At 36.3% G+C, this 24080-nt stretch carries 25 protein-coding genes; 5 read left to right on the top strand and 20 right to left on the bottom strand.

Features of this window, described 5'->3' with window-relative positions:
• The first annotated feature begins 85 nt into the window (after positions 1–85).
• A complete protein-coding gene (locus ACXAE4_RS15685) occupies positions 86–706 on the top strand; it encodes an NUDIX hydrolase (RefSeq protein WP_099331017.1) in 621 nt (206 codons plus the stop codon).
• Positions 707–740: 34 nt separating this feature from the next.
• On the opposite strand, the gene ACXAE4_RS15680 is transcribed toward ACXAE4_RS15685, so the two are convergent.
• A complete protein-coding gene (locus ACXAE4_RS15680; RefSeq protein WP_028413280.1) occupies positions 741–1385 on the bottom strand; it encodes an SDR family oxidoreductase in 645 nt (214 codons plus the stop codon).
• 411 nt (positions 1386–1796) lie between these two features.
• On the opposite strand from ACXAE4_RS15680, the gene ACXAE4_RS15675 reads away from it, so the two are divergent.
• Entirely contained in the window at positions 1797–3308 is a 1512-nt protein-coding gene (locus ACXAE4_RS15675) for a class I adenylate-forming enzyme family protein (protein ID WP_033579047.1), read from the top strand.
• 36 nt (positions 3309–3344) lie between these two features.
• Here the strand turns inward: ACXAE4_RS15675 and ACXAE4_RS15670 are convergent, their stop codons facing one another.
• Entirely contained in the window at positions 3345–3803 is a 459-nt protein-coding gene (locus tag ACXAE4_RS15670) for a MarR family winged helix-turn-helix transcriptional regulator (RefSeq protein ID WP_013057155.1), read from the bottom strand.
• A gap of 400 nt (positions 3804–4203) precedes the next feature.
• Here ACXAE4_RS15670 and ACXAE4_RS15665 point away from each other — a divergent pair, with 400 nt between their 5' ends.
• The gene (locus ACXAE4_RS15665; protein WP_033579048.1) at positions 4204–5166 is read left to right on the top strand and encodes a VanW family protein; all 963 of its coding nucleotides are present in this window, start codon (positions 4204–4206) and stop codon (positions 5164–5166) included.
• A 43-nt stretch (positions 5167–5209) separates the two neighbouring features.
• Here the strand turns inward: ACXAE4_RS15665 and mbcS are convergent, their stop codons facing one another.
• From mbcS to ACXAE4_RS15635, 6 genes are all read right to left on the bottom strand, one after another.
• On the bottom strand, positions 5210–6790 hold the full coding sequence (mbcS, locus tag ACXAE4_RS15660; protein WP_098626523.1) for an acyl-CoA synthetase MbcS: 1581 nt from the start codon (positions 6788–6790) through the stop codon (positions 5210–5212).
• A gap of 156 nt (positions 6791–6946) precedes the next feature.
• Positions 6947–7645, bottom strand: coding sequence for a hypothetical protein (locus tag ACXAE4_RS15655; protein WP_014459981.1), 699 nt, complete (start codon positions 7643–7645; stop codon positions 6947–6949).
• 1504 nt (positions 7646–9149) lie between these two features.
• Entirely contained in the window at positions 9150–9830 is a 681-nt protein-coding gene (locus ACXAE4_RS15650) for an immunity protein Imm33 domain-containing protein (RefSeq protein WP_051418568.1), read from the bottom strand.
• A gap of 30 nt (positions 9831–9860) precedes the next feature.
• The gene (locus ACXAE4_RS15645; RefSeq protein WP_155916280.1) at positions 9861–10019 is read right to left on the bottom strand and encodes a hypothetical protein; all 159 of its coding nucleotides are present in this window, start codon (positions 10017–10019) and stop codon (positions 9861–9863) included.
• 111 nt (positions 10020–10130) lie between these two features.
• Complete coding sequence (locus ACXAE4_RS15640) at positions 10131–10949, bottom strand: hypothetical protein (protein WP_051418567.1); 819 nt, start codon at positions 10947–10949, stop codon at positions 10131–10133.
• Positions 10950–10988: 39 nt separating this feature from the next.
• Complete coding sequence (locus tag ACXAE4_RS15635) at positions 10989–11360, bottom strand: DUF2750 domain-containing protein (RefSeq protein ID WP_028413274.1); 372 nt, start codon at positions 11358–11360, stop codon at positions 10989–10991.
• Between the two features lie 226 nt (positions 11361–11586).
• Here ACXAE4_RS15635 and ACXAE4_RS15630 point away from each other — a divergent pair, with 226 nt between their 5' ends.
• Positions 11587–12318 carry a suppressor of fused domain protein gene (locus tag ACXAE4_RS15630; protein WP_028413273.1) on the top strand — a complete coding sequence of 244 codons (732 nt, stop codon included), beginning with the start codon at positions 11587–11589 and terminating at the stop codon, positions 12316–12318.
• Positions 12319–12365: 47 nt separating this feature from the next.
• Here the strand turns inward: ACXAE4_RS15630 and ACXAE4_RS15625 are convergent, their stop codons facing one another.
• From ACXAE4_RS15625 to gad, 3 genes are all read right to left on the bottom strand, one after another.
• Positions 12366–13016, bottom strand: a complete 651-nt coding sequence (locus tag ACXAE4_RS15625; RefSeq protein ID WP_028413272.1) for a hypothetical protein — start codon at positions 13014–13016, stop codon at positions 12366–12368.
• A 116-nt stretch (positions 13017–13132) separates the two neighbouring features.
• Positions 13133–14161, bottom strand: a complete 1029-nt coding sequence (locus ACXAE4_RS15620) for a hypothetical protein (protein ID WP_028413271.1) — start codon at positions 14159–14161, stop codon at positions 13133–13135.
• 213 nt (positions 14162–14374) lie between these two features.
• Positions 14375–15778, bottom strand: a complete 1404-nt coding sequence (gad, locus tag ACXAE4_RS15615; protein WP_028413270.1) for a glutamate decarboxylase — start codon at positions 15776–15778, stop codon at positions 14375–14377.
• Positions 15779–16002: 224 nt separating this feature from the next.
• Here gad and ACXAE4_RS15610 point away from each other — a divergent pair, with 224 nt between their 5' ends.
• Positions 16003–16524 carry an LURP-one-related family protein gene (locus ACXAE4_RS15610; protein WP_028413269.1) on the top strand — a complete coding sequence of 174 codons (522 nt, stop codon included), beginning with the start codon at positions 16003–16005 and terminating at the stop codon, positions 16522–16524.
• 70 nt (positions 16525–16594) lie between these two features.
• On the opposite strand, the gene ACXAE4_RS15605 is transcribed toward ACXAE4_RS15610, so the two are convergent.
• The 9 genes from ACXAE4_RS15605 to ACXAE4_RS15565 form a co-directional block, all read right to left on the bottom strand.
• A complete protein-coding gene (locus ACXAE4_RS15605) occupies positions 16595–16906 on the bottom strand; it encodes a hypothetical protein (RefSeq protein ID WP_034327748.1) in 312 nt (103 codons plus the stop codon).
• Positions 16907–17018: 112 nt separating this feature from the next.
• Positions 17019–18980 carry a GTP-binding protein gene (locus tag ACXAE4_RS15600; RefSeq protein ID WP_289578939.1) on the bottom strand — a complete coding sequence of 654 codons (1962 nt, stop codon included), beginning with the start codon at positions 18978–18980 and terminating at the stop codon, positions 17019–17021.
• Between the two features lie 116 nt (positions 18981–19096).
• Positions 19097–19288: a hypothetical protein gene (locus ACXAE4_RS15595; RefSeq protein WP_028413266.1), complete on the bottom strand. Its 192-nt coding sequence runs from the start codon at positions 19286–19288 to the stop codon at positions 19097–19099.
• A gap of 295 nt (positions 19289–19583) precedes the next feature.
• A complete protein-coding gene (locus ACXAE4_RS15590; RefSeq protein ID WP_028413265.1) occupies positions 19584–20378 on the bottom strand; it encodes a formate/nitrite transporter family protein in 795 nt (264 codons plus the stop codon).
• A 187-nt stretch (positions 20379–20565) separates the two neighbouring features.
• Entirely contained in the window at positions 20566–20910 is a 345-nt protein-coding gene (locus ACXAE4_RS15585; RefSeq protein WP_013057171.1) for a Na-translocating system protein MpsC family protein, read from the bottom strand.
• A 396-nt stretch (positions 20911–21306) separates the two neighbouring features.
• Positions 21307–21498: a hypothetical protein gene (locus ACXAE4_RS15580; RefSeq protein WP_028413264.1), complete on the bottom strand. Its 192-nt coding sequence runs from the start codon at positions 21496–21498 to the stop codon at positions 21307–21309.
• A gap of 118 nt (positions 21499–21616) precedes the next feature.
• Complete coding sequence (locus tag ACXAE4_RS15575; protein ID WP_028413263.1) at positions 21617–21808, bottom strand: hypothetical protein; 192 nt, start codon at positions 21806–21808, stop codon at positions 21617–21619.
• A 101-nt stretch (positions 21809–21909) separates the two neighbouring features.
• Positions 21910–22473, bottom strand: a complete 564-nt coding sequence (locus tag ACXAE4_RS15570) for an MFS transporter (protein WP_028413262.1) — start codon at positions 22471–22473, stop codon at positions 21910–21912.
• Positions 22470–23906 carry an FAD-binding protein gene (locus ACXAE4_RS15565; protein ID WP_028413261.1) on the bottom strand — a complete coding sequence of 479 codons (1437 nt, stop codon included), beginning with the start codon at positions 23904–23906 and terminating at the stop codon, positions 22470–22472. The genes ACXAE4_RS15570 and ACXAE4_RS15565 overlap by 4 nt, the downstream gene beginning before the upstream one ends.
• Positions 23907–24080: the final 174 nt, after the last annotated feature.

Raw genomic sequence — 24080 nt, 5'->3', positions numbered from 1 at the left:
CAGCTTTCTTTTGCAGGTTAGTTGACATCGCAGCTTATAACTCGCTATTCTTTTGATAATTTATTTTGTGAAAGGAAGTGGACGTATGGATGCATCCCGCATTATAGCTAAGTTAGAAAACCGGATGCCGACAATCCTTGGGATGGAGCAGTTCTCCCGCTTCGGCATTCTTGTTCCGCTTATTGAAAAACAAGGGGAACTACAAGTTTTATTTGAAGTAAGAGCGCTCGATTTACGTAGACAGCCCGGAGAAATTTGTTTTCCAGGAGGGCGTGTTGAAAAGACGGATGCAGATGAAAAAGAAACGGCTATCCGTGAAACCTCTGAAGAGTTAGGGATTACACCCCAATCTATTCAGCACGTACAAGCTTTAGATTATATTGTTTCTCAATTCGGAACAATCATTTATCCTTATGTAGGTTTCATTGATAGGTCGCTTGAACTTCGACCGAATCCTTCGGAAGTAGCAGAAGTATTTACCGTGCCTCTTTCTTTTTTTCAGCGTACCGAACCTGATATACACAATATTAATTTCAGAGTAGAACCCGAACATAATTTTCCTTATGACGCGATTATTGGTGGTGAAAATTATAATTGGCAAACAAGAGAGATGGAAGAACATTTTTATTACTATGAAGATCGAGTCATATGGGGACTGACAGCAAAAGTAATTTATCATTTAATACATGTATTAAATGATAAATAAAAAGCAGCGAATACGTATTCGCTGCTTTTTTATATTAAATAGATTGAATAGCTTCTGTGATAGGTGTATCACCTGAAACTAAATCAAAAGAACGTCCGAATGTATGATCTTCACTTAACGTTTCTACTACCACACGCGCGACATCTTCACGAGGAATGGATCCGCGCTCTTTGTTCTCACCGGCATCTACACGTCCTGTTCCTGGTTCGTTTAACAATCCGCCTGGACGAACAATTGTATATGTTAATCCGCTTGCTTCTAAGATTTTATCTGCATAATGTTTGGCTACATAGTAAGGAATTAGTGAAGTATTCCAGTTTTCACGGTGATGTGCTTGAAGGGCGCTTACCATCACAAATCGTTTAATTCCTAAATCTTCTGCAGCTTCCATCGCTTTTACTGCTCCATCTAAATCAATTAAAAGTGTCTTATCATGACCTGTGCTGCCGCCTGATCCTGCGCTAAAGATAACGGCGTCACAGCCTTTCATCACTTCCTTAATTTCATGCACAGTGCCTTCTAAGCTTGCAAAAGCCGTTTCTACACCTCTTGCTTCAAGCTCTTTTGCTTGTTCTTCTTTACGAACCATCGCACGTACAGTGTGCACATCACTTTCATTCAAAATGTTTACAATATGTTTGCCTACTTGACCATTCGCACCAATTACAAGAACTTTCATGTCTAAATTTGCTCCTTTCAAATCCAAATACTTATATATTATTGTTTCATATTCACCGTTTTCATTCAATGAATGAGCTCAAAATCCGGTGAATAAGGGGAAAGTAAGAAAATATATTAAAAAAATGAAAAACAAGAAATAAAAACTAATTTACAAACAAAAAAAGGAAAAAAATAGTTCATTAAACCCAGTGTCTGAACTGTTTAAATTTTGTAAATTTTTCTCAAACCCTTGGTAATACAACACTTCTTAAAAACAGTATCTCTTTTAACATTTCCCGATACAACCTATATAAACACATTTTGATAATTTTAAACTTTTACTTCGGAAAAATTTTTTGTTATTATGTTTTAGTCATTAAAATATTCACGAACGAAATATTTAGTCCGAGCGGACAAAGGAGAGGATAAAATGAACACATTACAATACTTAGTCGCAGAACGTGCAGAGATTTCTCCTCAACATGAAGCACTAGTTGAACATAATGAACGTTATACATTTAATGAATTTCATGAAAAAGTAAATCAATTGTCTCATTACTTCTTAGAGAAAGGAATTCAAAAAGGAGATCGTATTGGTATTTTAGCTCATACAAGCATTGCTTACCCAGTTGTTACAATGGGGATTTTACAAGTGGGAGCAGTCGTTGTTCCATTAAGTAAGAGCATGACGCCTTATGAGCTTGATAGCATTATTACAAGCGGACAGTTAAAAGCGATTATCCACCACAATGAATTTACGTCTGTATTAGAAAAAGCGGAACAAACGGCTGGACTTAGCTTTACGTTAAAAATTGAGGATGCAAAAGAATTTACAACTCAATTCTCAGCGTATAACACAAACACACCAGAAGCACTTCCTGAAGTACTTCCTGAAGATTTAGCATTAATGATGTTTACATCAGGTACAACAGGTAAATCAAAAGGATGTATGATTGCACACGGATCGGTAAGTGCCTTTTTAAACTCTGGCGGACAGGAAGAACGTGCAAATATTGATAAAAGCATGCGCTATTTATTTGTTCATCCATTCTTCCACATGAGTTCGATGAGCATTTTATTTATGTGCATTAACACAGGAAACACAATGGTATGTTCTGAAGAAACAGATCCAGCTAAAGTAATTGAGGTAATCGAAAAAGAAAACATTAAAATGCTGTTTGCACTACCACCAGCATTAAAATACATCGTAGAAGAGCTTGAAAAAGGAGATCACTATGATTTCCCTCTAAAACTTGCTGTGTCAGGCGGAACAAAAGTATCAGAGTCTTTAATCGAACAATATGACCGTAACGGTATGATTTTAGCTCAAGGATACGGAAGCACAGAAGCTTGGATTATCAGTTCATGGCATCCTCAAATGGGATGGAAGAAAGTAAGCTCAGCTGGGAAACCGGCTCCACATGTGGAAGTTAAAATTGTAGACCCAGAAACACGTCAAGAAGTTCCAACTGGAGAAAAAGGTGAAGTGCTTGTACGAAGCCCTTATCTATTTAAAGGCTACTGGCAAAACGAAGAAGCAACAAACGCTGTCTTACAAGATGGCTGGTTAGCGATGGGCGATGCAGGTCGATTAGATGAAGACGGATTTCTTTATATTGAAGGACGCTATAAAGATGTAATTGTATATGGAGGAGACAACATCTACCCAGATCAAGTAGAAGAAGTTGTCCTAGCAGCAGACGGTGTGTTAGAAGCGACAGTTGTCGGCATGCCTGATGATGTGTACGGCGAAGTTCCATATGCATTTGTTGTTAAACAAGCAGCGTCAGCTCTAACTGAAGAAGACGTAGTGAATTTCTGTAAAGAACGATTAGCACCATATAAAGTGCCAACTGTTGTATTTGTTTCATCACTTCCTAAAAACAGCGTAGGAAAAGTGTTGAAAAACGAAGTGAAAAAACAAGCCTTAGCACACGCATAATAAAAAAAGCGGCCTTTATAGCCGCTTTTTTTATATTTATTGCTGTAATTTTTGAGATATTTTTTTCATAATGTGAAAGTATTGATCTCTTTCTTCTTCTGATAAGTGTGAAAGTAAATCTGACCAAAAATCGACACGAGTAGCTTGCAATATTTCGACAACTTTTTCGCCTTTTTCTGTCAACTCTACCCACACGCTTCGGCGGTTTTGCTTTTTATATATACGATTCACAAGCTCATCATCTTCTAATTGATTTAATACAATGGTGATAGCACCGGGTGAGAGCCCAAGTACTTTTGTGATATCGCTAACAATACAGCTTTTTTTATCGTGAATCGTCTTTAAGATTGCCTCTTTTGTTGAAGTTAAATGGTAGGGAAGCAAATCATATTTCTCACCGATTACGGTGTTTTTATATTTTAAAAGAGCTTCTTTTACATGATCTATACTTTCTAGCTGATGACTAATCTCTTCTTTGCTATAACGTTCAGTCAAGCGTAAATCCTCCTCATAAAACAAATTCCATTTTTACCATTATACCATGTATAATGCCCATAGAAAAATGAACAACACCGCGAAAATTGTCAGAAAAATTTTAAAATAATTACCATAATTCGTTAAAAAATCCTTGTTTTCGTGCTATTATATATAAGAATAGTAATAACAGGAAACGCATACAACATTTGTTTTCTATTGAGTTCATAAGAAAAAATGGGGTCTATGAACATCATTCCGCTTTACCTCATGTGTTGAATAAAGAAAAAAATATAAAAAATGGTGAGTATTCACTTTGGCAGATCGTCTTTTATAAGATGTTTGTATAAAATGAATGTATACATATTTTTATAGAAAAAACATATTGAGGTAAAGCCGAGATATGGGGGGATTCAATTACATGAAGAAAGTCTTAGGGGCGCTCTTGCTTGGCGCGACAATTGTTAGTGCGTTTATTGCGTACGGCATGTATACAAATCATTCCGCAAAGCAAACAGCTGCGATAGAACAAAAACAAGCGGCTAAAAAACCAGAAAAAAAGGCTGAGAAAAAGAAAAAGCCAGTCCTTAAAGTCGAAGAACTGACGTATCAGTTAAAAGATTCCCGTACAGGAGAAGTAATGAAAGAATTCAAGCCGGTTCATTACAAGGATAAAGGTGTATATGATCAAGAAATTAAACAGTTAGCGTCTGAGCTGGCAAAAGGGATCGATACACCTATGCAAAACATAAAAATAGATGAAAATGGATCGTTGACTGGCGGATCCAAGCAAATCATCTTAAAAGAAGCAGAACTTGTTAAAAATCTGCAGAACTTAAATACGAAACAATTGGAGGTAAAGGTTCCGATATACGAAACCGCTCCAAATGTCACGGCAGCATCTGCTCAAGGGATCGCCGATGTATCATTAGCTTCGTATTCTACACGTTTTCGTCCAAGTGATACAAGCAGAAATAGAAATGTTCAGCTATCAGCAGAAGCAATTAATAACGTTGTGTTAGGACCAGGAGATTCATTTTCTTATAATCAAACAGTTGGGGAGCGCACAGCAGAAAGAGGCTATCAGCCTGCTCCTGAAATTATCAATAAACAGCTGGTGATGGGAATTGGCGGAGGTATTTGTCAAACATCTTCTACGTTATTTAACGCGATTGACGGCGCTGGTCTTCAAGTGACAGCTAGGTCTCACCATTCAAAACATGTAGGTTATGTACCTGCGGGAAGAGATGCGACCGTATCGTGGGGAGGACCTGATTTTAAGTTCACAAACAACAAAGATTATCCTGTCATCATTAAAGCATATGCAAACGTAAATACAGGTGTTTTAACGGTAGATGTTCGTACTTCACAGCGTGCTATCTAATAAAAAAAGACGTATCCTAACAGATACGTCTTTTTTTCATTTATTATGCTTTTTGTTGCTCGCGTTCACGAAGTTCCACACGTCGAATTTTACCTGAATTAGTTTTTGGTAATTCATCAATAAATTCAATTACGCGAGGATACTTGTAAGGTGCAGTAAGAGTTTTTACGTGATTTTGCAGCTCTTTAATAAACCCTGCATCTGTTATTTTTGCATGATCGACAAGAACCACATACGCTTTTACAACATGGCCGCGATCAGCATCTGGGCTAGCTATAACGGCACATTCTTTCACCGCTGGATGCTTAATTAATGCATCTTCAACTTCAAATGGCCCAATTGTATAGCCGGAACTGATAATGATATCATCTCCGCGTCCTTGGAACCAGTAATAGTTATCTTCATCTTTAGAAGCGCGGTCGCCTGTTAAATAGTAGTTTCCTTTATACGTTTTCTCAGTGCGCTCCATGTCTTTATAGTAGTGCTTGAAAAGAGAAGGGAGGTCTCTACGAACGGCAATGTCTCCAACTTCTCCAGGCTTACAAGGCTCGCCGTCTTCATTAATGATTTCTACAAACCCTTCAAGCATCGGTTTACCCATTGAACCAATCTTCGTTTTTACACCTTTTAAGGTACCAATCAAAAGGGTATTTTCCGTTTGGCCGTATCCATCACGTACTTGGATATTAAAATATTTTTTAAACACATTAATTACTTCTTCATTTAGCGGTTCTCCGGCAGATACAGCGCTATGAAGGTGAGACAGGTCAAAACGTTCAAGCTCATCAATTTTAGCCATAAAGCGATACTCTGTTGGCGTGCAGCACAGTACGTTTACTTGTTCATCCTGTAAAATTTCTAAAAACTTTTTAGGTTCAAAACGTCCGTTATAAATAATGCCTGTTGCACCTTGTCCAAGTACAGATAAAAACGGAGTCCAAATCCATTTTTGCCAACCAGGACCTGCTGTTGCCCAGACCGTATCGCCTTTTTTAATATCTAACCATTCAGCAGCAGCGATACGAAGGTGAGCATAAGCCCATCCATGAGTATGAACAACGCCTTTTGGCTGTCCTGTTGTACCAGATGTATAAGGAAGGAATGCCGTATCATCCTTAGTTGTGTTAGCTGCTTGGAACTGTTCTGATGCATCCGCTGTAAGTGACTCTAAGCGCGTCCACGACGTAACATCAGCACCAAATGTAATTTTATGTTGTAGAGAAGTAGGGAAGTTTTCAATCTTATCGATCTCATTGCAGAAAGGATGGTAAGAAATAATCGCTTTTGCTTCAGCGTGATGTAAACGATATTGGATATCTTTTGCGCGTAATAGTTCTGAAGAAGGAATTACAATAATACCTGCTTTTAAGCATGCTAAGTAAATAGCATACGATTCAATAAGGCGAGGTGCGATAACCAACACGTGATCGCCTTTTGTTAATCCTAGCTCCGTTAGCCCGTTTGCCACCTTATTTGCTTTTGCTAACAGCTGGTTATATGTAATTTCCTCACGCACACCGTCAGCGTCCTGCCACTTTAGCGCAAGTTGATCGGATGCATGTTTTTCAATTTCCTCTGTTAAGTTGTAATGTTCACTTGGAACTAAATCTTTTAGTTGAATCATAAAAACGACTCCTTATATTATAGATATCAATGATTTTTTATCATTACTATTATTATATTACTAACTATTAGTACTTGCTACTAATTTGTTTTGGGTTTTAGTAAAAAAGCAAAAAAAGACCCGCTTGTCTTATTACGACAGCGGGTATAACATATGTTATTTAAATAAGCTCCATTTTGTATGAATAGGTACTAGCTCTTCTTCAGACTCGTCCTCTTCGTATAAACCACGTTCTTTTAAGTATTCCACAAAATATAAGTCTGCTTCCTTACGTTCATCATAAGGCTTAATCGATAAAACAAACCCTACTTTATGCTGATCTTCATTTTCAACGCCTGAGAGATACGCTTTTACATTATGCTGCAAGAATAGCTCTTTAGCGGGAATAATTAAGTCCTTGACAAACTTCGACAGTAATTCTAACTCAAAGTCGAAGGTGAACTTAGCAATTTTTTCTAGATCTGCAAATACCACGCCGATAAAACTCGTATTATGTATTTCGTAGTCTTTCGTTTTTTCATCCCATTCAATATGTCCGATTTCCTTTAAGTAATTAATAAAATACCCAATGCCTTCATCGCGGCCAAAAGGTTGTTTAGAAAGAACCAAACCGATCTTTTTGTACTTAGGCAGATACACGCATGAGATAGCGGCTTCAACTTTATGCTGTTGAAATAAGTGCGTTGCCCCTTGAAGCAAAGCATCTAAGACATGATGGGTAATTTTCATTTGTTTACGAGGAAAGTGATATTCGTTGCGTGCTAATTCATCTGTATCAGCAAACGTTGCTCCAATAAAGCCTGTGTTGGATAGGGTAGGAGGGAGCTTCTTTCTTTTTCTTTTTCGTACCGTCATTCAAAAACACTCCTTGTGATCATCAATACGATAAAAAATAAAACGAACATATGTTCTTATCTAATGATACAAAAAATGTGTCGAAAAGTAAAGAGGAGTTAACGGAGAATTTGAAATTTTATAATAAAAGTAGCTAATGATCTTAAAACGTAGCGGTCATTAAAAGATGGAAAAGAAGAGGGGGAGCAAAAAAAATAAAAGGCTGCAGATGAAAAGCATCCACAGCCTTTTATATATTCATTAACGAGCTTCTGTTAAAGCTACCATATCTTCATCATCTAAATCGATATCTACGTGACAATCCATTGTATGAATTGTTTTATCTTCATGATTTCCATAATAAATTGTAATGTTCATGAGTATCGCTCCTTTAAAACTGGATAATGACATCCAATTTATACCGTCATCTATTTGTTTAATATTATACCCGATGAAAAAGGAAACTACAACTAAAATCACTAAAAAGCTGATAGGAAAGGGGTTTGCTGTAATTTCAACACAGAATTTTATAGAATAAAAATACTAAATGATGTATTTTATTGCAGAAAATACGAGGTTTTGACTTTTATAAATGAATAAAAATCCATTTAATGCAAACATATGTACTAAATGAAAAATATACGTTCAGTAGCAAATAAATCCTTAAGATATTAAACGCAAACAGATTTCAACTTTTTGCAAAATGTTCATTGAGAATACGATGAGAAAAAATGAATGAGTGTAAAACTTAATTTCTATAAGTAAACTCATTCATTTTTCAAACTCTCTAATTATAATCTAAAAATCAATCGAACTGATCAATCCTAAAAATAAACTGGTGAAATTCATATGTATTTCTATAAAATCATATCTGCAATTGTTCAATTAGAACAAATCTTGATGCTAATTAGTTTAGTGAGTTAGATCATATAAATACGAACCCTATCTCATTTTTAAATCTTGTCTCACTATCATAAGTATACTTTTATAATGAGACAAGATTTGTGTTTTATCAATTGGTTCCTAGAATATATATTATGTAAACTAGAAAAAGAAATAAAATCATTGAGGTCTCCCTTACTCTTAGATCCTTAGAATACCTATCGTCTTTTACTTTTTCCTTAAAGTGTGTAAGTTCTCTTTCAAGTCAGCTAGTTTTTGCTTTTATAAGTTTAATTTGCTGGCTGTAAACAGAACTCTTAAAAATCGCCTAAATGACGAACTTTAAGTCAAATGAATTAAATTATGTACAAGCTATGGATTATATCTTAGAAGTGGTTAAAATGGCCGCTCACTTAATCGCAATTGCCTGAATACGCCAGTACGTATCATTTTATATGTAATTAAGGAATTTCCTTATGGTTTATCCTAGAACTTTACAATTTTGCATCACAAGTTTACAGTAGCTATGAATCAGTGTGATAGTAGTTGATTTAATGTAGAAGCGCAAAAAAAGGAAAAAGAATAACTTCTTCCCCTCCATCCGCTTGTCATACAAACTTTTCAAGTTGCTAGTTTCAAGGCTTCACTCACTAAGGTATGTTTCCCAATCGTAGTCATGAATTTTATCAAATTGCCCAAACTCATTTCTTTCGTAAGCACATAGCGGTGTTTCATTTATAAAAGCTAAAATTGAGTCATCAACATTTAAAACAACTCCTAGAGCTACAATTTGAAAATTATCTGGATTACTGTTGAACTCATCTTCTTCGTATCCGCTAAAGATAACCCATCCTGAATCATTCGGTTCATTTGGTTTATCCTTTAACAGGAAATTAAACTCGTTTCTTTCTAAAACATCATTGCTAACTGTTACGAGAGCATTAAAGTAATAGTCCATCTTTTCAGCGTCATCGTCTTCATATTCAGTATCACAAATATGTTCAGTGCCAAAATGCAGGATTTGACCAAGTTTTAAGCTCTTTAAATGATAAGGTTCATTATCAAGCTTTCCAACAAAGTTCTCTTTGTTTCTATCCGTAATTTCCACCCACATTCTTTCTCCTTTGTAACCATCTGTATCTGAATCACTAAAGAAAACTAACTTCACCAGGTCTCCCGCTTTTAATTTATCCGTCACCGCTTTGCTTGGCTTGTAAAATGTATAAGGAGATTCTTTGTTTCTTTTGTAAACGTTATCTAATTGCCAAGGTGTATTATCCTCAATTTTTTTATTGTTAGCATGTTTTTTGAACCAATTTTTCATACAATACATTACCTCTTTGATTTATATAATTTAAATTTCTTTAATTGGATACTGAATTAAAATGGATTCTAACCCTTGAATAAACGCATCTATGTAAGTTAAATCTGTTTCAAATTCAAACTTTAGTTCTGTTCCCCAGCCAGCGGGATACTGTATAAACCCATCTACACTAACATTTTTTTCTTCCATTCATAGTCAATGTGAAACCAAAATAGGGTTCAGTGGTTAGAAAAATAATTTTGTTCCATGGAAACTCCTTCGTTTTATAAATAAAATTTTTAGATAATCTAAACTTATGTTTTAATACTCTTTTGGGTTCATGATGGTGTAAACTTTTATGTTCTTTTCCTCAATCCCTATAAAATGAGCTTTTTGCCTTGTATCTAGCCCTCTAAGGGTTCCGCTTAACTTACCTATTTTTTTAAAACTACTCTCTCCTGCTTTCCAACTGTATAATGCTCCTCCCTTATTGTATGGACTGTAAAAATAGCTATATTCTCCTCTAATACTTATTGCTTGTGATCCATGTAACGTTTCAGGAGTTTGATGTACAATGAAGGAATTTTTCTCGGGATTTACTTGAATTAACTCAAAATCTGTATATGGATATAGCCAAAGTGTCATATTTTTACCTCTGCAAATTGCATAGCAATCTGCAATGGACGGAGCATCTGGTAAATGAGAATGATATTGAAAAGTTGGTGAACCTGTATTATCAAATAATACTAACCCTTCTGTTGATATCTCTTCACCAAAAACGCCTTCGTCAAAATAGCTGCACCATATTCCATCTTTACTAACAGCTATGTCTTGTACAGCATCTCCACAATAAAATGACCGAATGACTTCTCCATCAATATTCATAATAAAAAGATTGTGCTCTTCTCCCTTGGTTCTGGCATTCATTATCAAAAAATGCTTATAATCAATCCATCTGACAAAAGGATAGTTTATTTTTAAACGTGGATAAAGTGTAGTACCGTTTACAGACAGTTCGAATTTATTATGACGTTTTTGAACAAAGACTAGTCCATATTCATCTCTATAATCTGCATCAATAATAGTTAAATAAGTGTCATCAGGTTCAATACTAAAAATAGTCGCCGCTTCAATGTTCAAACTTGGTCACTCCTTATATTATAAAAAAGAAAAGTAAATCTACTGTTTCTCTAACAAGTCTTCTAATTCTGTCAATAAATCATACGGCTCGACTTCTAACCCAATTAACTTGGCATTCCAGTTAACACCAACTAACAAATCGTCGTCATTCATTCCGTATAGCCAATTATCCATAAATTCCTCCAACGGTATAGATGCTGATTTATAATGTGACCATCCTTCTACTGCACATTGCTTTGCATATGCTTCATCCGACCAAAAAAGCATAACGACTGTCTGTTCATATTTATTCGATTCACATACGCACCAGCCATCTTCACTTTTTAATCCCCAGACCACAGTACTTTCTGAAACTCTTTTAACAAAATTTGCGTAGCGTCTCTTCGAATTTACAGTTAGATCAAGTTCCATTGCTAATCTCCTCGTTTCCTTGTTATGTTTTTAAGCAATAAAATATCCCTGATAACTTTAATTACTTTCTGCTGCCACTGCCTCCTGCTTTAACTGAATAATCCTAACTAACTTTATTTAGGTGATTATGGTAATATAAGTCTATCATAGGTTATCACCAAAATAGGTTATTTACCTTTTAAAATAGCTGATTTATCTAATTACTAGATAGAAAGGAATTAAAAGCATGTCAAACAATGAAGATAAATATGAATACACAGAATCAGGGGATGTTTTATACACTCATAAAGGTTCAGGTAAGGATTTTGATCCAAATGTTGACATAGATGAAGAAGCAAGAGAGATTATGGAAGCTCATATTGAACGTTATTTTGGACCTATTTATATGGTCTATCATGAAATTATGTCTCATCTTGTACATGTAGATGTCTATCATATTGCACCTAGTGAAGAACGTCCTTACCATACGCTTATTACTCAAGGAATGAGTGATAAGGCAATGAATACTCCGCCAGAAGTCGAAGGTGGTCGTTATACTGAACTCCTTTGTTTTTTACCACCAGAATGGGACCTTTCAGAAGAAGGATTTAAGCAAGAAGAAATATATTGGCCAATTGAAAATTTAAAATTTTTAGCTCGCTTCCCCCATGAATTAGATACATGGGTAGGGTTTGGTCACACGATTCAAAATGACAACCCAATTAAACCATTTAGCTCTAATACAAAGCTTTGTGCTTCTCTTTTGCTCCCTCCACTAACTGAAGAAGAAGCCTGGAGCGTTCATATCCGTGAAGGAAAAGATGTTGAGTTCTATAATGTACTTCCTCTTTACGAAAGTGAAATGAACTATAAAATGAAGCGTGGAACTGATAAGCTACTTGATAAATTTGATAAACACGGCATCAGCCAAATATATGACATTCATCGTAAAAACGTATGTAAAAAAATGTGGTTCTAAAAAAGCCTACTTAGTCAAGTAGGCTTTTACCATGTTACCGTTGTTTATTATTTTTCAATTCTCTTTTTAGTTTTCATATCAAATTTGGCTAACACCTGTTTTTCTTGCTTGACAACTAAAACTCCATCTAAAAGTTGTAGTTCTAGCTTTTTTAACTGTTGGTCAGATGCTTTCAAAGGAGAAGCTTGCTCTTTATTAGTTGAACCTTTAAACCCTAAATCATAATTCAAAGTAAAATTTCCTTGTTCATTATATTTGAGAATGCTAGGAGACGAAAAACCATATCCCAGTCCAGACCTATCTTGATTATCATCAGGATTAAATACATTGAAGCCAACGCTCTCTTCTAGTGCATTTTTTAATGGTATATGAGGCTGAATTTCCATTTCAATTCCTTTGTCCGGATGTTCTTTCCCAACGCGTTTTTTACCTGTGTTTTTTAAGTCGATTTCGTAATATAAACTAGTAGGCACGAGCTCTTTTCCTTTGTCTTTTCCTTCTGTGATAATGGTTGAACCAACTAAACGTTTATCCGTAACAATCGATACATCCACTTTCACAAGTTCAAGGTGATTTCCTAACTCGTGAGCCTCTTTTTTACTTAGTCTGCTCGTTTTATCCACAGGTGGAGAGGGATTTTGGCAAGCGGTCGTGAGTAGAAAGAGAGCAAGCAGTGCGAATATATAACGTTTTTTCATCTGATTTCTCCTTTTGTGCATAATTTAGAAATATATTCTATGAAATTATACCTTAAAAAAGAAGCAACTCCCTTTTAGTTAGGAACGCTTCTTTTAATAAACCTTTTTTCTTTTTATTAGTAACCATCTACCGTAACATCAGTAATTGACCCATCACTAGGACTTACTTGATACCAACCTTGTGTAGCTGTATGTTCCTCTCCTGTATCTTCATTATCCACAACATTTTCATAAACATGGATAATATAGTTTCCTGAGTCGTCAAGGTGATCGTATTCTACAAGAAGAGGTGAATCTTCAGATATGCCTTGTTGGTCACGAACTAGCTGGATAGCTTGCTCTTGGGAAACTGTTTGTTCGGCTGGTTCCTCTTCCTCAAGGGTTTCTGTATCTTCTTCTTGCTCTGGTTCTGATTCTGTTTGCGCCTCATCTTCCGAATCAGCCTGAGCTTCTTCCGAATCAGCCTGAGCTTCTTCCTCATCCGCTTTTGCCTGAGCTTCCTCTTCCTCCTGCTGTTTCTTCTCTTCTTCTGCTAAACGTTCTTCTTCCGCTTTGCGATCTGCTTCTGCCTGAGCTTCAGCTTCTGCATCAGCCTTGGCCTGTGCCTCTTCTTCTTTTTGTCGGTCTTCTTCTAGCTGCGCGTAGTAATCATCTAATTCTTTTTCCATTTGCTGCTGCTCAAGGTCTGATAATTGCTTTTGTTGTTCTTGTATTTGGTTTTGAAGCAAAGCAATTTGTTCTTCTGAAGCATTATCAACAAAATTGATGTTTTCTACATAATCACCACTGGCGTCAAAATTAACTTCCATCATACAAAAAACATTTTGCTCTTGATTAATCCCGTAGTAAATATACTGATTGTCACCTACTTGGATATACTGATAACCATTCATTACGTTTAATAAGTAATCGCGATCAGCTTCTTTAGAATTAACGGCTTTTTTAATGGTTGATGCTTTTGTTTGTAATGTATTTGGCGATGATTCTTTTACAGCCGTTTTGTTGCCGTTTTCTTTCGTATGAACCGCTGTTGATTTCTCTGCAGACTCTTCTTTTTGCGATACCGTTTCACTGGACTCATCACTACACCCTGCTAGCAATACGGCTAACAACGGAATGCCAAAAGCAACTTTCAACATTTTCATAGACTATTATCCCCTTTTTTTATCTTTTTTTAGGTTTTATATAATTCTAAAGAACTATAAAACCTTAGGGGTTATTATACCAAAATTAAGAAAATATAAGAATATTTTCTTGTTTGATTTATGGTATTTTTTTGAAAAGATTATCTTTTTATGCATAAAAAACACAAAGCCATGTACTTTTCATAACACGGCTTTTTGTTTTTGTAATCGCTGTTAATGATGAAATCCATTGTCGTATTTCGTGTCTTTAAGAACAGGTCTATCCAATGAGTTAAGAAATTCAACGGCTTGTTTGAAATTAACCATAAATAAATGAGCAAGGTCTCTTGAAAATCCATTTCTAACAACAATGCGCATGATTGTGATTTCTTCCATGTCTGCTGGGAGTGGATAAGCAGGCACTTGCCATCCATACGTGCGCAGTTGTCTAGACAGGTCATAAAGAGTCCAGTTTGGCGTGTATCCTTCTTTTAGTTTCCAAGCAAGAACCGGGATATCTGAACCATCGGCGATAATTTCGAATGCGTCCATTTCTCCAATTTCTTGGCTGAGAAACAGCGCGTTTTCTTGGGAGGTTTTTTGCACGGCATAATAGCCCTCTTTACCTAAACGTAAGAAATTGTAGTACTGTAAAAGGACTTGTGCTCCTGGTCTAGAGAAGTTAAGCGCAAAAGTTGGCATGTTGCCCCCTAAATAAGAAACGCGGAAAATAAGATCTTCAGGCAAGTCTTCTTTTTCTCTCCAAATCACCCACCCTAAACCAGGATAGACTAAACCGTACTTGTGTCCCGATACGTTAATGGACTTTACTCGCGGCAAGCGGAAATCCCAGATAAGGTCTGGTTGAAGAAACGGAGCGATAAAACCTCCAGAAGCAGCGTCTACGTGGATAGGAATATCTAATCCTGTCTTTTCCTGCAACTCATCCAATGCTTTTGCAATAGCAGCAATTGGTTCGTAAACTCCTGTATACGTCACTCCAAGAATCGGTACGACACCAATTGTATTTTCGTCAACCGCATTAATGACGCCTTCTGGATCTAAATAAGGATGATCTGCATTAATGTTCACATAACGAGGCTCTACGTCCCAATAGTTTGCGAACTTCTCCCACACCACTTGAACGGATGAACTAAATACAATGTTCGGCCGGTCTGTTGATAGCCCTTTACTTTTACGCAGTTTCTGCCACCGTCTTTTTAACGCCAGTCCACCAAGCATACAAGCTTCAGATGAACCTGTAGTAGAAACACCCATCGTTGTATCAGGATTAGGTGAATTCCACAAATCCGCTAAAATACGTACACATCTCTCTTCAATAGCCGCTGTCTGCGGATACTCGTCTTTATCAATCATATTTTTATCAAAAGACTCTCCATACAAACGCTTTGCATCAGGCTCCATCCACGTAGTAACAAACGTAGCTAAATTTAAGCGGGCATTCCCGTCTAAAGCAATTTCATCATGAATGATTTGATAAGCTGTTTCGGGAAGCATACCTTGATCACCAATACGCAGCCTTGGAATCGTCACTTCTCCTTGTCGAGAAAAAAGCGGATTAACAGGAAATTCATCAGGTAAATTTTTTTGTTCACGATGCGGATGCCATTGAGGCATAAAGTATCATCTCCTTATGTATATCTAACAAATTGCTTTACGTTCCACCTGGTGTTGTAACAAGCAGGTCTCCTTTACACATTATGAGCTTTGAAACCTATTTTCATTCTTTTCATTATTCGTAGCACGTAAGGACGAACTTTATTTAATAATACCCATGAAAATAGTCTTGCCAAACTCAAAAGGTGTAAGATATGGTAATATATTCTAAAGGAGGTTTTTAGATGGAGAAACAAGGAATTATTTTGCAAGACAAGTTTTTCGAATTAGGTGAATCTCCTATCTATAATGAATCACAAGACATTGTTGGAAATGTCGCATATAAGTTATCTATTGCTAATAAATTTGAGATTTTAAAAAACGAAGAGATCGTGTTTACAGGTAAATCTAAAATGTTTGCCCTTATGCCAAAGATGATTATTTCAGATCACCACGGAAATGAAGTTGGAATGATTCAACGGAAATTCACTTTTTTTAAAAAGAAGTATCTTTATATTAGAAACGACGGCGATACATATGAAATTACGGGGAATATAACAGATCGTAAATTTGACGTTTTGCGTTCCGGCGTTCCTGTCATTCAAGTCCGCACACTTTCTTCGTTTCTGTCATTACGTCCACACACGTTTGCTTTAGAATTTCTCGAACCTGATCTTGATAAGTGGGAAGGAATTGCGGTTGTACAAGGTGTAAGGATGATGGTAAAAGACGAAAACAGCAGTACAGCTACTGCTCCGGCTCAATAGTGGTTATAGAAGGTTATATGATATAAAAAAACGAACAAACTTCAATATAAAGTTTGTTCGTTTTTTTAAATTAAGGGCCAAATACTAATGTACCGATGACATGGTAGCCAATTGGTACAAGAAACAAGATGATATTTAAAATAATCGCCCATAGACAGAGCTTGTCTTTTTTTATAAAAAAACCAATAATTGCAGGGACAATCATGAGCGGAACTAAAAAGATAGGTGCGATAATAGGAAGACCTTGAAGCTTTTCAGCCTCAACAAGTCCTGTAAAAAAGTTAAGGATCAATAAAGTATTAATGATAACATATAAAAGTGAAATTCCTCCAAGAACCCCACCTATTATCCCGCTTTTAGTTGTTTTAACAGTAGCATCCACGTTTCTATCACCTCATTTTTTAGAAATATAAGTAAACTATACTATAATGTGGTTTTTATTGTAAAGGTAAGGTATGGAGAAAAAACACTGTAGCAATTGCTACAGTGTTTTTTTATAAACAGTGCATTTTTTCTTCTGCTTCTTTCCAAGGAACCGTATATCCCTGTCCTTTGGCGCAAAAGACAGAGGATGAGCTGTATTCCGGATCTGCCTCTTTATTGTAGCGGATTCGTTCAATAACTTCTTCTTCATTATGACAACGTTCATACCCTCCGAATAATAGAGACATCGCTCCTTTTCCGTGCGTAAAAGATGCTAGCGTCGAACCGTAGTTCATAAAAGTAGCAACAGGAACTTTCCCTGTAATAATCGCTTTGTTTTCGGTTGTTACAGGAGAATCAAAGCGGCCGTGTGCGCTTTGAACATCAGCTAATACCCTCCCCATTTGATCAATATCCACTTTAATTTTAAAGTCATAATACGGTTCTAGCACAATATTTTTGGCTTTTTCTAACCCTTGTCGTAATGCTCGGTACGTTGCTTCTCTAAAATCTCCTCCGCTTGTATGCTTGTTGTGAGCTCGTCCGGTACACAACGTCACTTTTAGATCAGTAGTAGGCGACCCCGTTAGCAAACCGTGATGCGGCTTTTCAAATATATGCTGACGGACCAGATTTTGATACCCAACGGATAAATCATCGGCGTGACAAGCATTTTCAAAGGTAATTCCGCTGTTTCGTTCCGCTGCTTCTATTCTCAAGTGAACTTCTGCATAGTGTTTCAACGGTTCAAAATGCCCGTAGCCCATCACTGTATTTTCAATAGATTCTTTGTACAAAATTTCTGGTTCTTCAAACTGTACGTTTATATTAAAGCGTTCTTTTATCAGTTTTTCGAGAACTTCAAGCTGAATGGCTCCCATCACATGAATATGAAGCTCTTGAGTCCTTTCTTCCCACGTCACATGTAAAGAAGGATCTTCGGCATCTAATAGTTGAAAAAGTTTAATTCCTTCTTTTGGATGAACAGAAGGCTCAAAAACAACTTTTGATTTTAACGTAGGCAAAAGTTCATAGGAGCGGCTTTCTTTTAACGTTCCAAGACCGTCTCCAACGGATGCGGAAGTCAATCCTGTAACTGCAAAAAGTTCGCCGGCTGAACCTTCATTTACGTTTTTGAATGTGCTTCCGTTATAAGCACGAATTTGAGTGATTTTTTCTTCGTATAGCTCTCCGTTTTTTTCATAAGCCACTTCATCACGCACTTGCAGTGTCCCGCTTAGAGCTTTGATAAACGTGATGCGCATGCCGTTTTCATCGTGCCGAATTTTATATACACGCCCTGAAAATGCTTCTTCCTGCGAGTAGTGAGTTTCTGTTAGCAAATCGAGCTTTTCTAAAAAACTTTCAATACCGATGTCTTGCAAAGCTGAGCCACAAGCACACGGGAAAATCTGATTGGCTTGAAAAAGCTTTTGCATAGCCGCTTTCCAATAAGCTTGATCATTCTTGCCTTCCATAAATGCATCTAAAAGCTCTTCATCTTTTTCAGCTGTAAATTCAATAAGTTCCTCACTTAACGAGCCGTCTATAAGCTCTGAAGTTATGTCAAAAACATCAGGGGTTAAGTTATGTTTAATATCATTTATAACACGTTCAGGATCTGCTCCTACACGATCGATTTTATTGATGAAAAAGAATACGGGCACACGATGTTTTTGAAGCAGCTGCCAAACCGTTTCTGTATGCCCTTCCACTCCCTCGACTGCGCTTAAGATAACAATCGCATAGTCCATCACTTGAATAGAACGTTCCATTTCAGGTGAAAAATCGACGTGGCCAGGTGTATCAATTAAATAATAAGTAGAACCGTTATATGAAAAAGTTCCTTGGTCAGCAAATACCGTAATGCCCCGTTCTTTCTCAATCGTATGAGTATCAAGAAACGAATCTTTGTGGTCAACTCTTCCTCGCTGTTTAATACTTTTTGTGTGGTAAAGAAGCTGCTCGGAAAACGTAGTCTTCCCTGCATCCACATGCGCTGCAATACCGATTGTTTTGTTAGATTGTTTCATTGTTAAATACCACCTTACTGCTGTATGTATAGCTGTTACTTTCTATTTTATAATAATCGTAAGAAAAAGTGGATGACAAAGGCCTAGAGCTGCTTACATCAAAAAAGAATGCGTGATTAAACATCGCATTCCTTTTTTTTACGGTGTTTGATATCTTTTTTGCCTTTTGCTATAAAAATAGCTGCTATAAGGCACCCAATTCCAGATAAATGCATGATGTTATTACCTGTTGCGCCTAGACTGTTACTGGTCAAACCAACTAAAATACTACCAAGTATAATCAATAAAACAGCAAGCATGAACTTCATTTTTTCACTCTCCGTTAGCGTTAGTAAGTTATTAAATATGATTTGCATATGAATCATATAAAACAGTAAGTAGTACTAGATATTCAATTGCGAATGTATTAATCAACATCTAGTTAACCATAATATTATTATGAAAATAATAGTGTGGATTCAAACGCTCATGGTACCATATTCTAATCGATTTATATGTTATCATACATAAATTGTTAAAAGTACATTTTTTCACCTTTCACTATCAAAAAAGCAGCCTCTTTACTAAGAGACTGCTTTTTTAATGACAACTGATAAATCCTGATTAAGAAGCTTTTTTTAATCGTTCTTTTTGTTTCTGTTGATAAGAAGAAAAATAAATAAGGCCTACAAATACAGCTCCACCTATCATATTTCCAATAAAGGTAGGGATAATATTTGTCATAAAATCAATCCATGTAAAATGACCTGCAAAAATAGCAGCGGGAATAATAAACATATTGGCTACAACGTGCTGAAAGCCAATCGCAACAAATGCCATAATCGGAAACCAAATACCAAGAATTTTCCCCGTAACGTCGTCAGCGCCGTATGAAAGCCAAATAGCTAAACATACAAGCCAGTTGCAGCCCACGGCAGAAATAAGCGTTTTAAAAAATGAGTCGTCAATTTTAGCTTGAGCAATTGCTACCGTTTTATCTAAAAAAGGCCCCGTTTCTGTTAACCCGACAATATGTCCAAAGAAATACGCAATAAATACGGCACCTAAAAAGTTAGCAAGCGTGACCCAAAACCAGTTATGAAACAAGTGACGAAGCGAAATTTTTCTTGCATACAGGGCAATGGAGACAGACATCATATTCCCCGTAATGAGCTCTGCTCCCCCAAGTACTACCAGCATAAGACCTACAGGAAAGACGGCTCCTCCTAAAAGATTTGATAAACTTCCCCATTCAGCTGGTAAATTACCAATGACGCGCACATCTAGTAAAAAACCAAGCGCAATAAACGCGCCTCCTAGAAACCCAAGCATAAGAATAGAAGAAAGGGATAACTTCGTCTTTGAAACCCCCGATTCTAAAGCGATGTTTAACATTTTATCCGGCTTGTGAAATGCCATAAAACTCCTCCTTAATTAAAAAAGGCAGCACTCAAAAACACCTTTTACACAAGGTTTTTGAATGCTGCCTAATAATCCTGCACTTTCTTTACAGTATATCAGTCATCATTATTTATAATAAAATCAAATAAAAAACAAGCAATCCTACTTCTCTTTCATTTAATTAAATTATGTATTTTGCGTTGTTCTACTGAATATTAGTTTCAAACACAAACACAGAAACAGCAATATCTTCTTCCACTTTGATATCAGAAAATAAGTACTCCAGCTTAGCTCCTAACAAGTCTTCAAGCCCCTCTGGAGGAGATGAAGCATAAAGGTTTTGAATAAGCTTCGTTCTTGCCATATGTACCGTCTCTTTACCTTCGGTTGTTCTCGCGATAAATTGTTCAGCTGGCGTTAAGTTGCCGTACAAAGTTGAAATAGCCATGTTTTGAACGAATACAGTATGAATTCGTTCTGGACCTTTTCCAAAAAGTTTTTTGCGCAGCTTTCGGATAATATCATTAAAATCATGTATTTTTTTAGACACCGGTGTATGCCTCCGCTTATCTCGAGTATGTCTGTCCTGCTCATTCAAGTTTTCAACTAAGAATAAGTTACATTATACATGACGACGTTTACATTGTATACAATGTATCTGTTTTATTCTTATTAATCCAAACAATTGCAAAACTTTTACGGAATGAAAAAAAATCCTTCACTTATTAAAGTGAAGGATTACCTTTATATCTCTACTTAAAGGTTACAAATGAATTCTCAGTTATCAAAGAAATAACCAAGAACTTTGACAAGATAGCATGTCAAAATAGTCAAGTGGTATGTTTGTACCAGTACTTAATGCTATCACGTTAAAGTCATGGAATCCACTTAGTTTACTTTCATAATACTTTATTTAATTTAAATATTCTTTTTTGATAGGTAGCCCTTAATCTTCATCACGATCTGCTCTAAATTCATCATCAGATAATGAATTTAGTTGATGGCTAAGCTTTTCGTAGTTATCTTGTTTTTGATTTTGTTGTACATCATTAGATATAGGAGTTTTACTAGAAACAGTAGATTTTTTTCTAGTCTCTTCGCTTCCGCTAACTCCAACCCCGACATTGTTATCTGTCATCGGATTCACCTCTTTAACTGTTATTATGGAGAATTGCTCTAAAAAAATAACAGGAAACAAAAGGGACTCCGACTTAGCTAATAGCGGTCCAAGCTTCCTTATTTAACCTAAACCGTATTTAAATAAGAAAATGACCTGCTTTAACTCCATAGACAATACCGATAAAAAAACTTGCTATACCTAGTGTTTGACTTTTACATACATACTTTATAGTTAAGCCTGGAATCAGACCCCATATAATGATGAAAATAGCGAACGATACTATAATAGAAGACCATGCATCTTGCCCTGATATACTTATACCTTGCATAAACGTTTCTCCTTTCAGTACTTATATCGGGAGAACATAAATTTTTTATAGTATCTTACTGTACGAACTAAAAAATTCAGGTGACCTGTCCATATATGCTTTTACAGCGAATGGTGGTGTTCAAGCTCGATTGTTTTTGGTTTTTGCCATATTAATACCCCTGCCGCTACGTACATAAACGAAGTGATGTAAAAAAGGCTTCCGATTGTCAGAAAATCAATGATATACCCTGTTGCAATAACGGCCAAGGCTGCCCATATAGAGGTCCATAAATGATAGTGTCCTACTTGTTTTCCTGTGTGAGCACGATCTGTCTGCCTAGATAACGCTATTTTTTCTGCTGTTTTTTGAAGAGCTCCAAGCAGACCCATTATAATTTGAATGATATACACCTGTGTGATCGTTGTTAAAACAGGAATCACAATCATAACAACGGCCATCCCAAACGTATATAAAAGAAGCAAGCGCTTTTCTCCTACTCTGTCACTCCATGAACCGATCAACGGATGACTCAAAGCTGCGGTTAAAGCAAAAATTCCGTAAGCTAAGCCAAATTGTGAATAGCTATCGCCAAGATTTCGAAGCAGTAAAAGGTAAAAAGGAAACACAATACTGCTTGCGGTAATCATCAGGCTTTGTGAATGTAAGAGTTGTTTGTACGTCATTTTCCATACTCCTTATAAAATAAATTAACGAACGTTTCGTTCCGGTCATATTTTCTTTTCAAATTAAAAAAGGCGGTTGTATGAGGGTAAGCCTCTTCTAACTGCTTCTTGCTTGGGTAGCCGTAGTAAGGCAAGTAATAGCTTCCCTGATGCTGCAGCGTCACATCCACCATTTTTCGGACAACTCTTTGTGTATCAGAGATGCCTTGATTGTCTCTTTTCTGGTTAATAAGTAAAACAAGAGCAAACATATCGTCTTTTGCATAAGACATGACGGCTTTATTATCCTTCTCTACATAGCGAACGGTAATGTTCAATAAATTTAATTCCTCAGTTGATAACACTTGACGTAAATCCTCGATGTAAGAAGCAAATTCATTAACTGGAACAAAGTATTCTTGTAAAATTTCCGTCCGGCTAGCACTTTCGTATTCCATAAAATCACTTTCAGAACGCATAACATTATTTCTTGTTTCAAGCCGTCCATTTTGTTTTAAGAAATAAGCCTTTTGTGTTTCCCACAGCATATCTTTTCCCCAGTCGCTGTATCGAGACAGTCCTAGCATAAATTTAGGAAGCGCCACTATTTTTTCTGTTTTGAGCGGTTCGTTTGCAGTAGAAGTATTTTGAGAAGATAAACGGTAGTTTGTGACGTACATATCTGTTAGCAATTGATTAGGAGAAACAGAAATACGCGCCATATGCATACGAACGTCAGGATTATGCTGTACGTAGTTTTTAAAATACGCTGTATACTGCCTATAATCTAAGCGAATAATTTCATCTTCGTACCATTCATCATCCGTTAAACGAAGCGTCACATCTAAAATGACCCCAAATAACCCGTAGCCTCCGTTTACTAAAGAAAACAGCTCGGGGTGTTTCGTCCGGCTAATTTCGATAATAGATCCGTCCGCCTGCAGGAGACGCATAGATTTGACCGTATCCATTAAAGAACCGTATCGAATATCTCTGCCGTGTACGTTCACGCTAATAGAACCTCCAACGGTAAAAATATTTTGTGATTGCATAACTTTAAGAGCAAGACCGTCTTTATGTATATATTGCTGAATATCATTCCACGTTGTCCCGCTTTGAACCGTAATTTCTTTTTGACGGGGCTTGTAATCTATAATTTTATTGTACTGCTTCATATCAAGTAAAATAGCATTAGGATAGTATGTCTGCCCTCCTTGGCTGTGCTGCATGCCTGAAATCGCTATTTTTTCATGATGCTGTGAAGCGGTTTTCACCCAATTTTTCAGCTGTTTTTCAGTGGTTCCATGCTTTATTTCTTTGACTTTTGTAGGAAGAAGCTGCGCAACATCCTCCGTTACAGGACGGGTTTGCTGCTGTTTATAGATATGATATGAGGTATACGAACCTACTAGATAAAAAGATAAAAAAGATCCTAACAACAGGTTTTTCTTCATCACAAACTGTAAGCTCCTTTCTTTATTTCTGTGAAATTATACCATACAAAAAGTGAAATAACACTAATATAGTGTATTTTTACACTATATTATAACTTATTTTGAGAAAGTATATGAAAAAATCTTGTAATTTAATGTATGTTAACCTTATTGAAACAAAAAAAGAAAAGACAC

Source organism: Priestia sp. ABM2_011 (assembly GCF_056158845.1).
Note: the sequence above shows the minus strand (reverse complement) of the source record. Positions and strands in the feature narration are given on the sequence as shown.

What these genes read in the sequence shown, in the direction of transcription:
- ACXAE4_RS15685 (WP_099331017.1), top strand. Translation starts at nt 86, where the DNA reads ATGGATGCATCCCGCATTATAGCTAAGTTAGAAAACCGGATGCCGACA.
- ACXAE4_RS15680 (WP_028413280.1), bottom strand. Translation starts at nt 1,385, where the DNA reads ATGAAAGTTCTTGTAATTGGTGCGAATGGTCAAGTAGGCAAACATATT.
- ACXAE4_RS15675 (WP_033579047.1), top strand. Translation starts at nt 1,797, where the DNA reads ATGAACACATTACAATACTTAGTCGCAGAACGTGCAGAGATTTCTCCT.
- ACXAE4_RS15665 (WP_033579048.1), top strand. Translation starts at nt 4,204, where the DNA reads ATGAAGAAAGTCTTAGGGGCGCTCTTGCTTGGCGCGACAATTGTTAGT.
- mbcS (WP_098626523.1), bottom strand. Translation starts at nt 6,790, where the DNA reads ATGATTCAACTAAAAGATTTAGTTCCAAGTGAACATTACAACTTAACA.
- ACXAE4_RS15655 (WP_014459981.1), bottom strand. Translation starts at nt 7,645, where the DNA reads ATGACGGTACGAAAAAGAAAAAGAAAGAAGCTCCCTCCTACCCTATCC.
- ACXAE4_RS15650 (WP_051418568.1), bottom strand. Translation starts at nt 9,830, where the DNA reads ATGAAAAATTGGTTCAAAAAACATGCTAACAATAAAAAAATTGAGGAT.
- ACXAE4_RS15645 (WP_155916280.1), bottom strand. Translation starts at nt 10,019, where the DNA reads ATGGAAGAAAAAAATGTTAGTGTAGATGGGTTTATACAGTATCCCGCT.
- ACXAE4_RS15635 (WP_028413274.1), bottom strand. Translation starts at nt 11,360, where the DNA reads ATGGAACTTGATCTAACTGTAAATTCGAAGAGACGCTACGCAAATTTT.
- ACXAE4_RS15630 (WP_028413273.1), top strand. Translation starts at nt 11,587, where the DNA reads ATGTCAAACAATGAAGATAAATATGAATACACAGAATCAGGGGATGTT.
- ACXAE4_RS15625 (WP_028413272.1), bottom strand. Translation starts at nt 13,016, where the DNA reads ATGAAAAAACGTTATATATTCGCACTGCTTGCTCTCTTTCTACTCACG.
- ACXAE4_RS15620 (WP_028413271.1), bottom strand. Translation starts at nt 14,161, where the DNA reads ATGAAAATGTTGAAAGTTGCTTTTGGCATTCCGTTGTTAGCCGTATTG.
- gad (WP_028413270.1), bottom strand. Translation starts at nt 15,778, where the DNA reads ATGCCTCAATGGCATCCGCATCGTGAACAAAAAAATTTACCTGATGAA.
- ACXAE4_RS15610 (WP_028413269.1), top strand. Translation starts at nt 16,003, where the DNA reads ATGGAGAAACAAGGAATTATTTTGCAAGACAAGTTTTTCGAATTAGGT.
- ACXAE4_RS15600 (WP_289578939.1), bottom strand. Translation starts at nt 18,980, where the DNA reads ATGAAACAATCTAACAAAACAATCGGTATTGCAGCGCATGTGGATGCA.
- ACXAE4_RS15595 (WP_028413266.1), bottom strand. Translation starts at nt 19,288, where the DNA reads ATGAAGTTCATGCTTGCTGTTTTATTGATTATACTTGGTAGTATTTTA.
- ACXAE4_RS15590 (WP_028413265.1), bottom strand. Translation starts at nt 20,378, where the DNA reads ATGGCATTTCACAAGCCGGATAAAATGTTAAACATCGCTTTAGAATCG.
- ACXAE4_RS15580 (WP_028413264.1), bottom strand. Translation starts at nt 21,498, where the DNA reads ATGACAGATAACAATGTCGGGGTTGGAGTTAGCGGAAGCGAAGAGACT.
- ACXAE4_RS15575 (WP_028413263.1), bottom strand. Translation starts at nt 21,808, where the DNA reads ATGCAAGGTATAAGTATATCAGGGCAAGATGCATGGTCTTCTATTATA.
- ACXAE4_RS15570 (WP_028413262.1), bottom strand. Translation starts at nt 22,473, where the DNA reads ATGACGTACAAACAACTCTTACATTCACAAAGCCTGATGATTACCGCA.
- ACXAE4_RS15565 (WP_028413261.1), bottom strand. Translation starts at nt 23,906, where the DNA reads ATGAAGAAAAACCTGTTGTTAGGATCTTTTTTATCTTTTTATCTAGTA.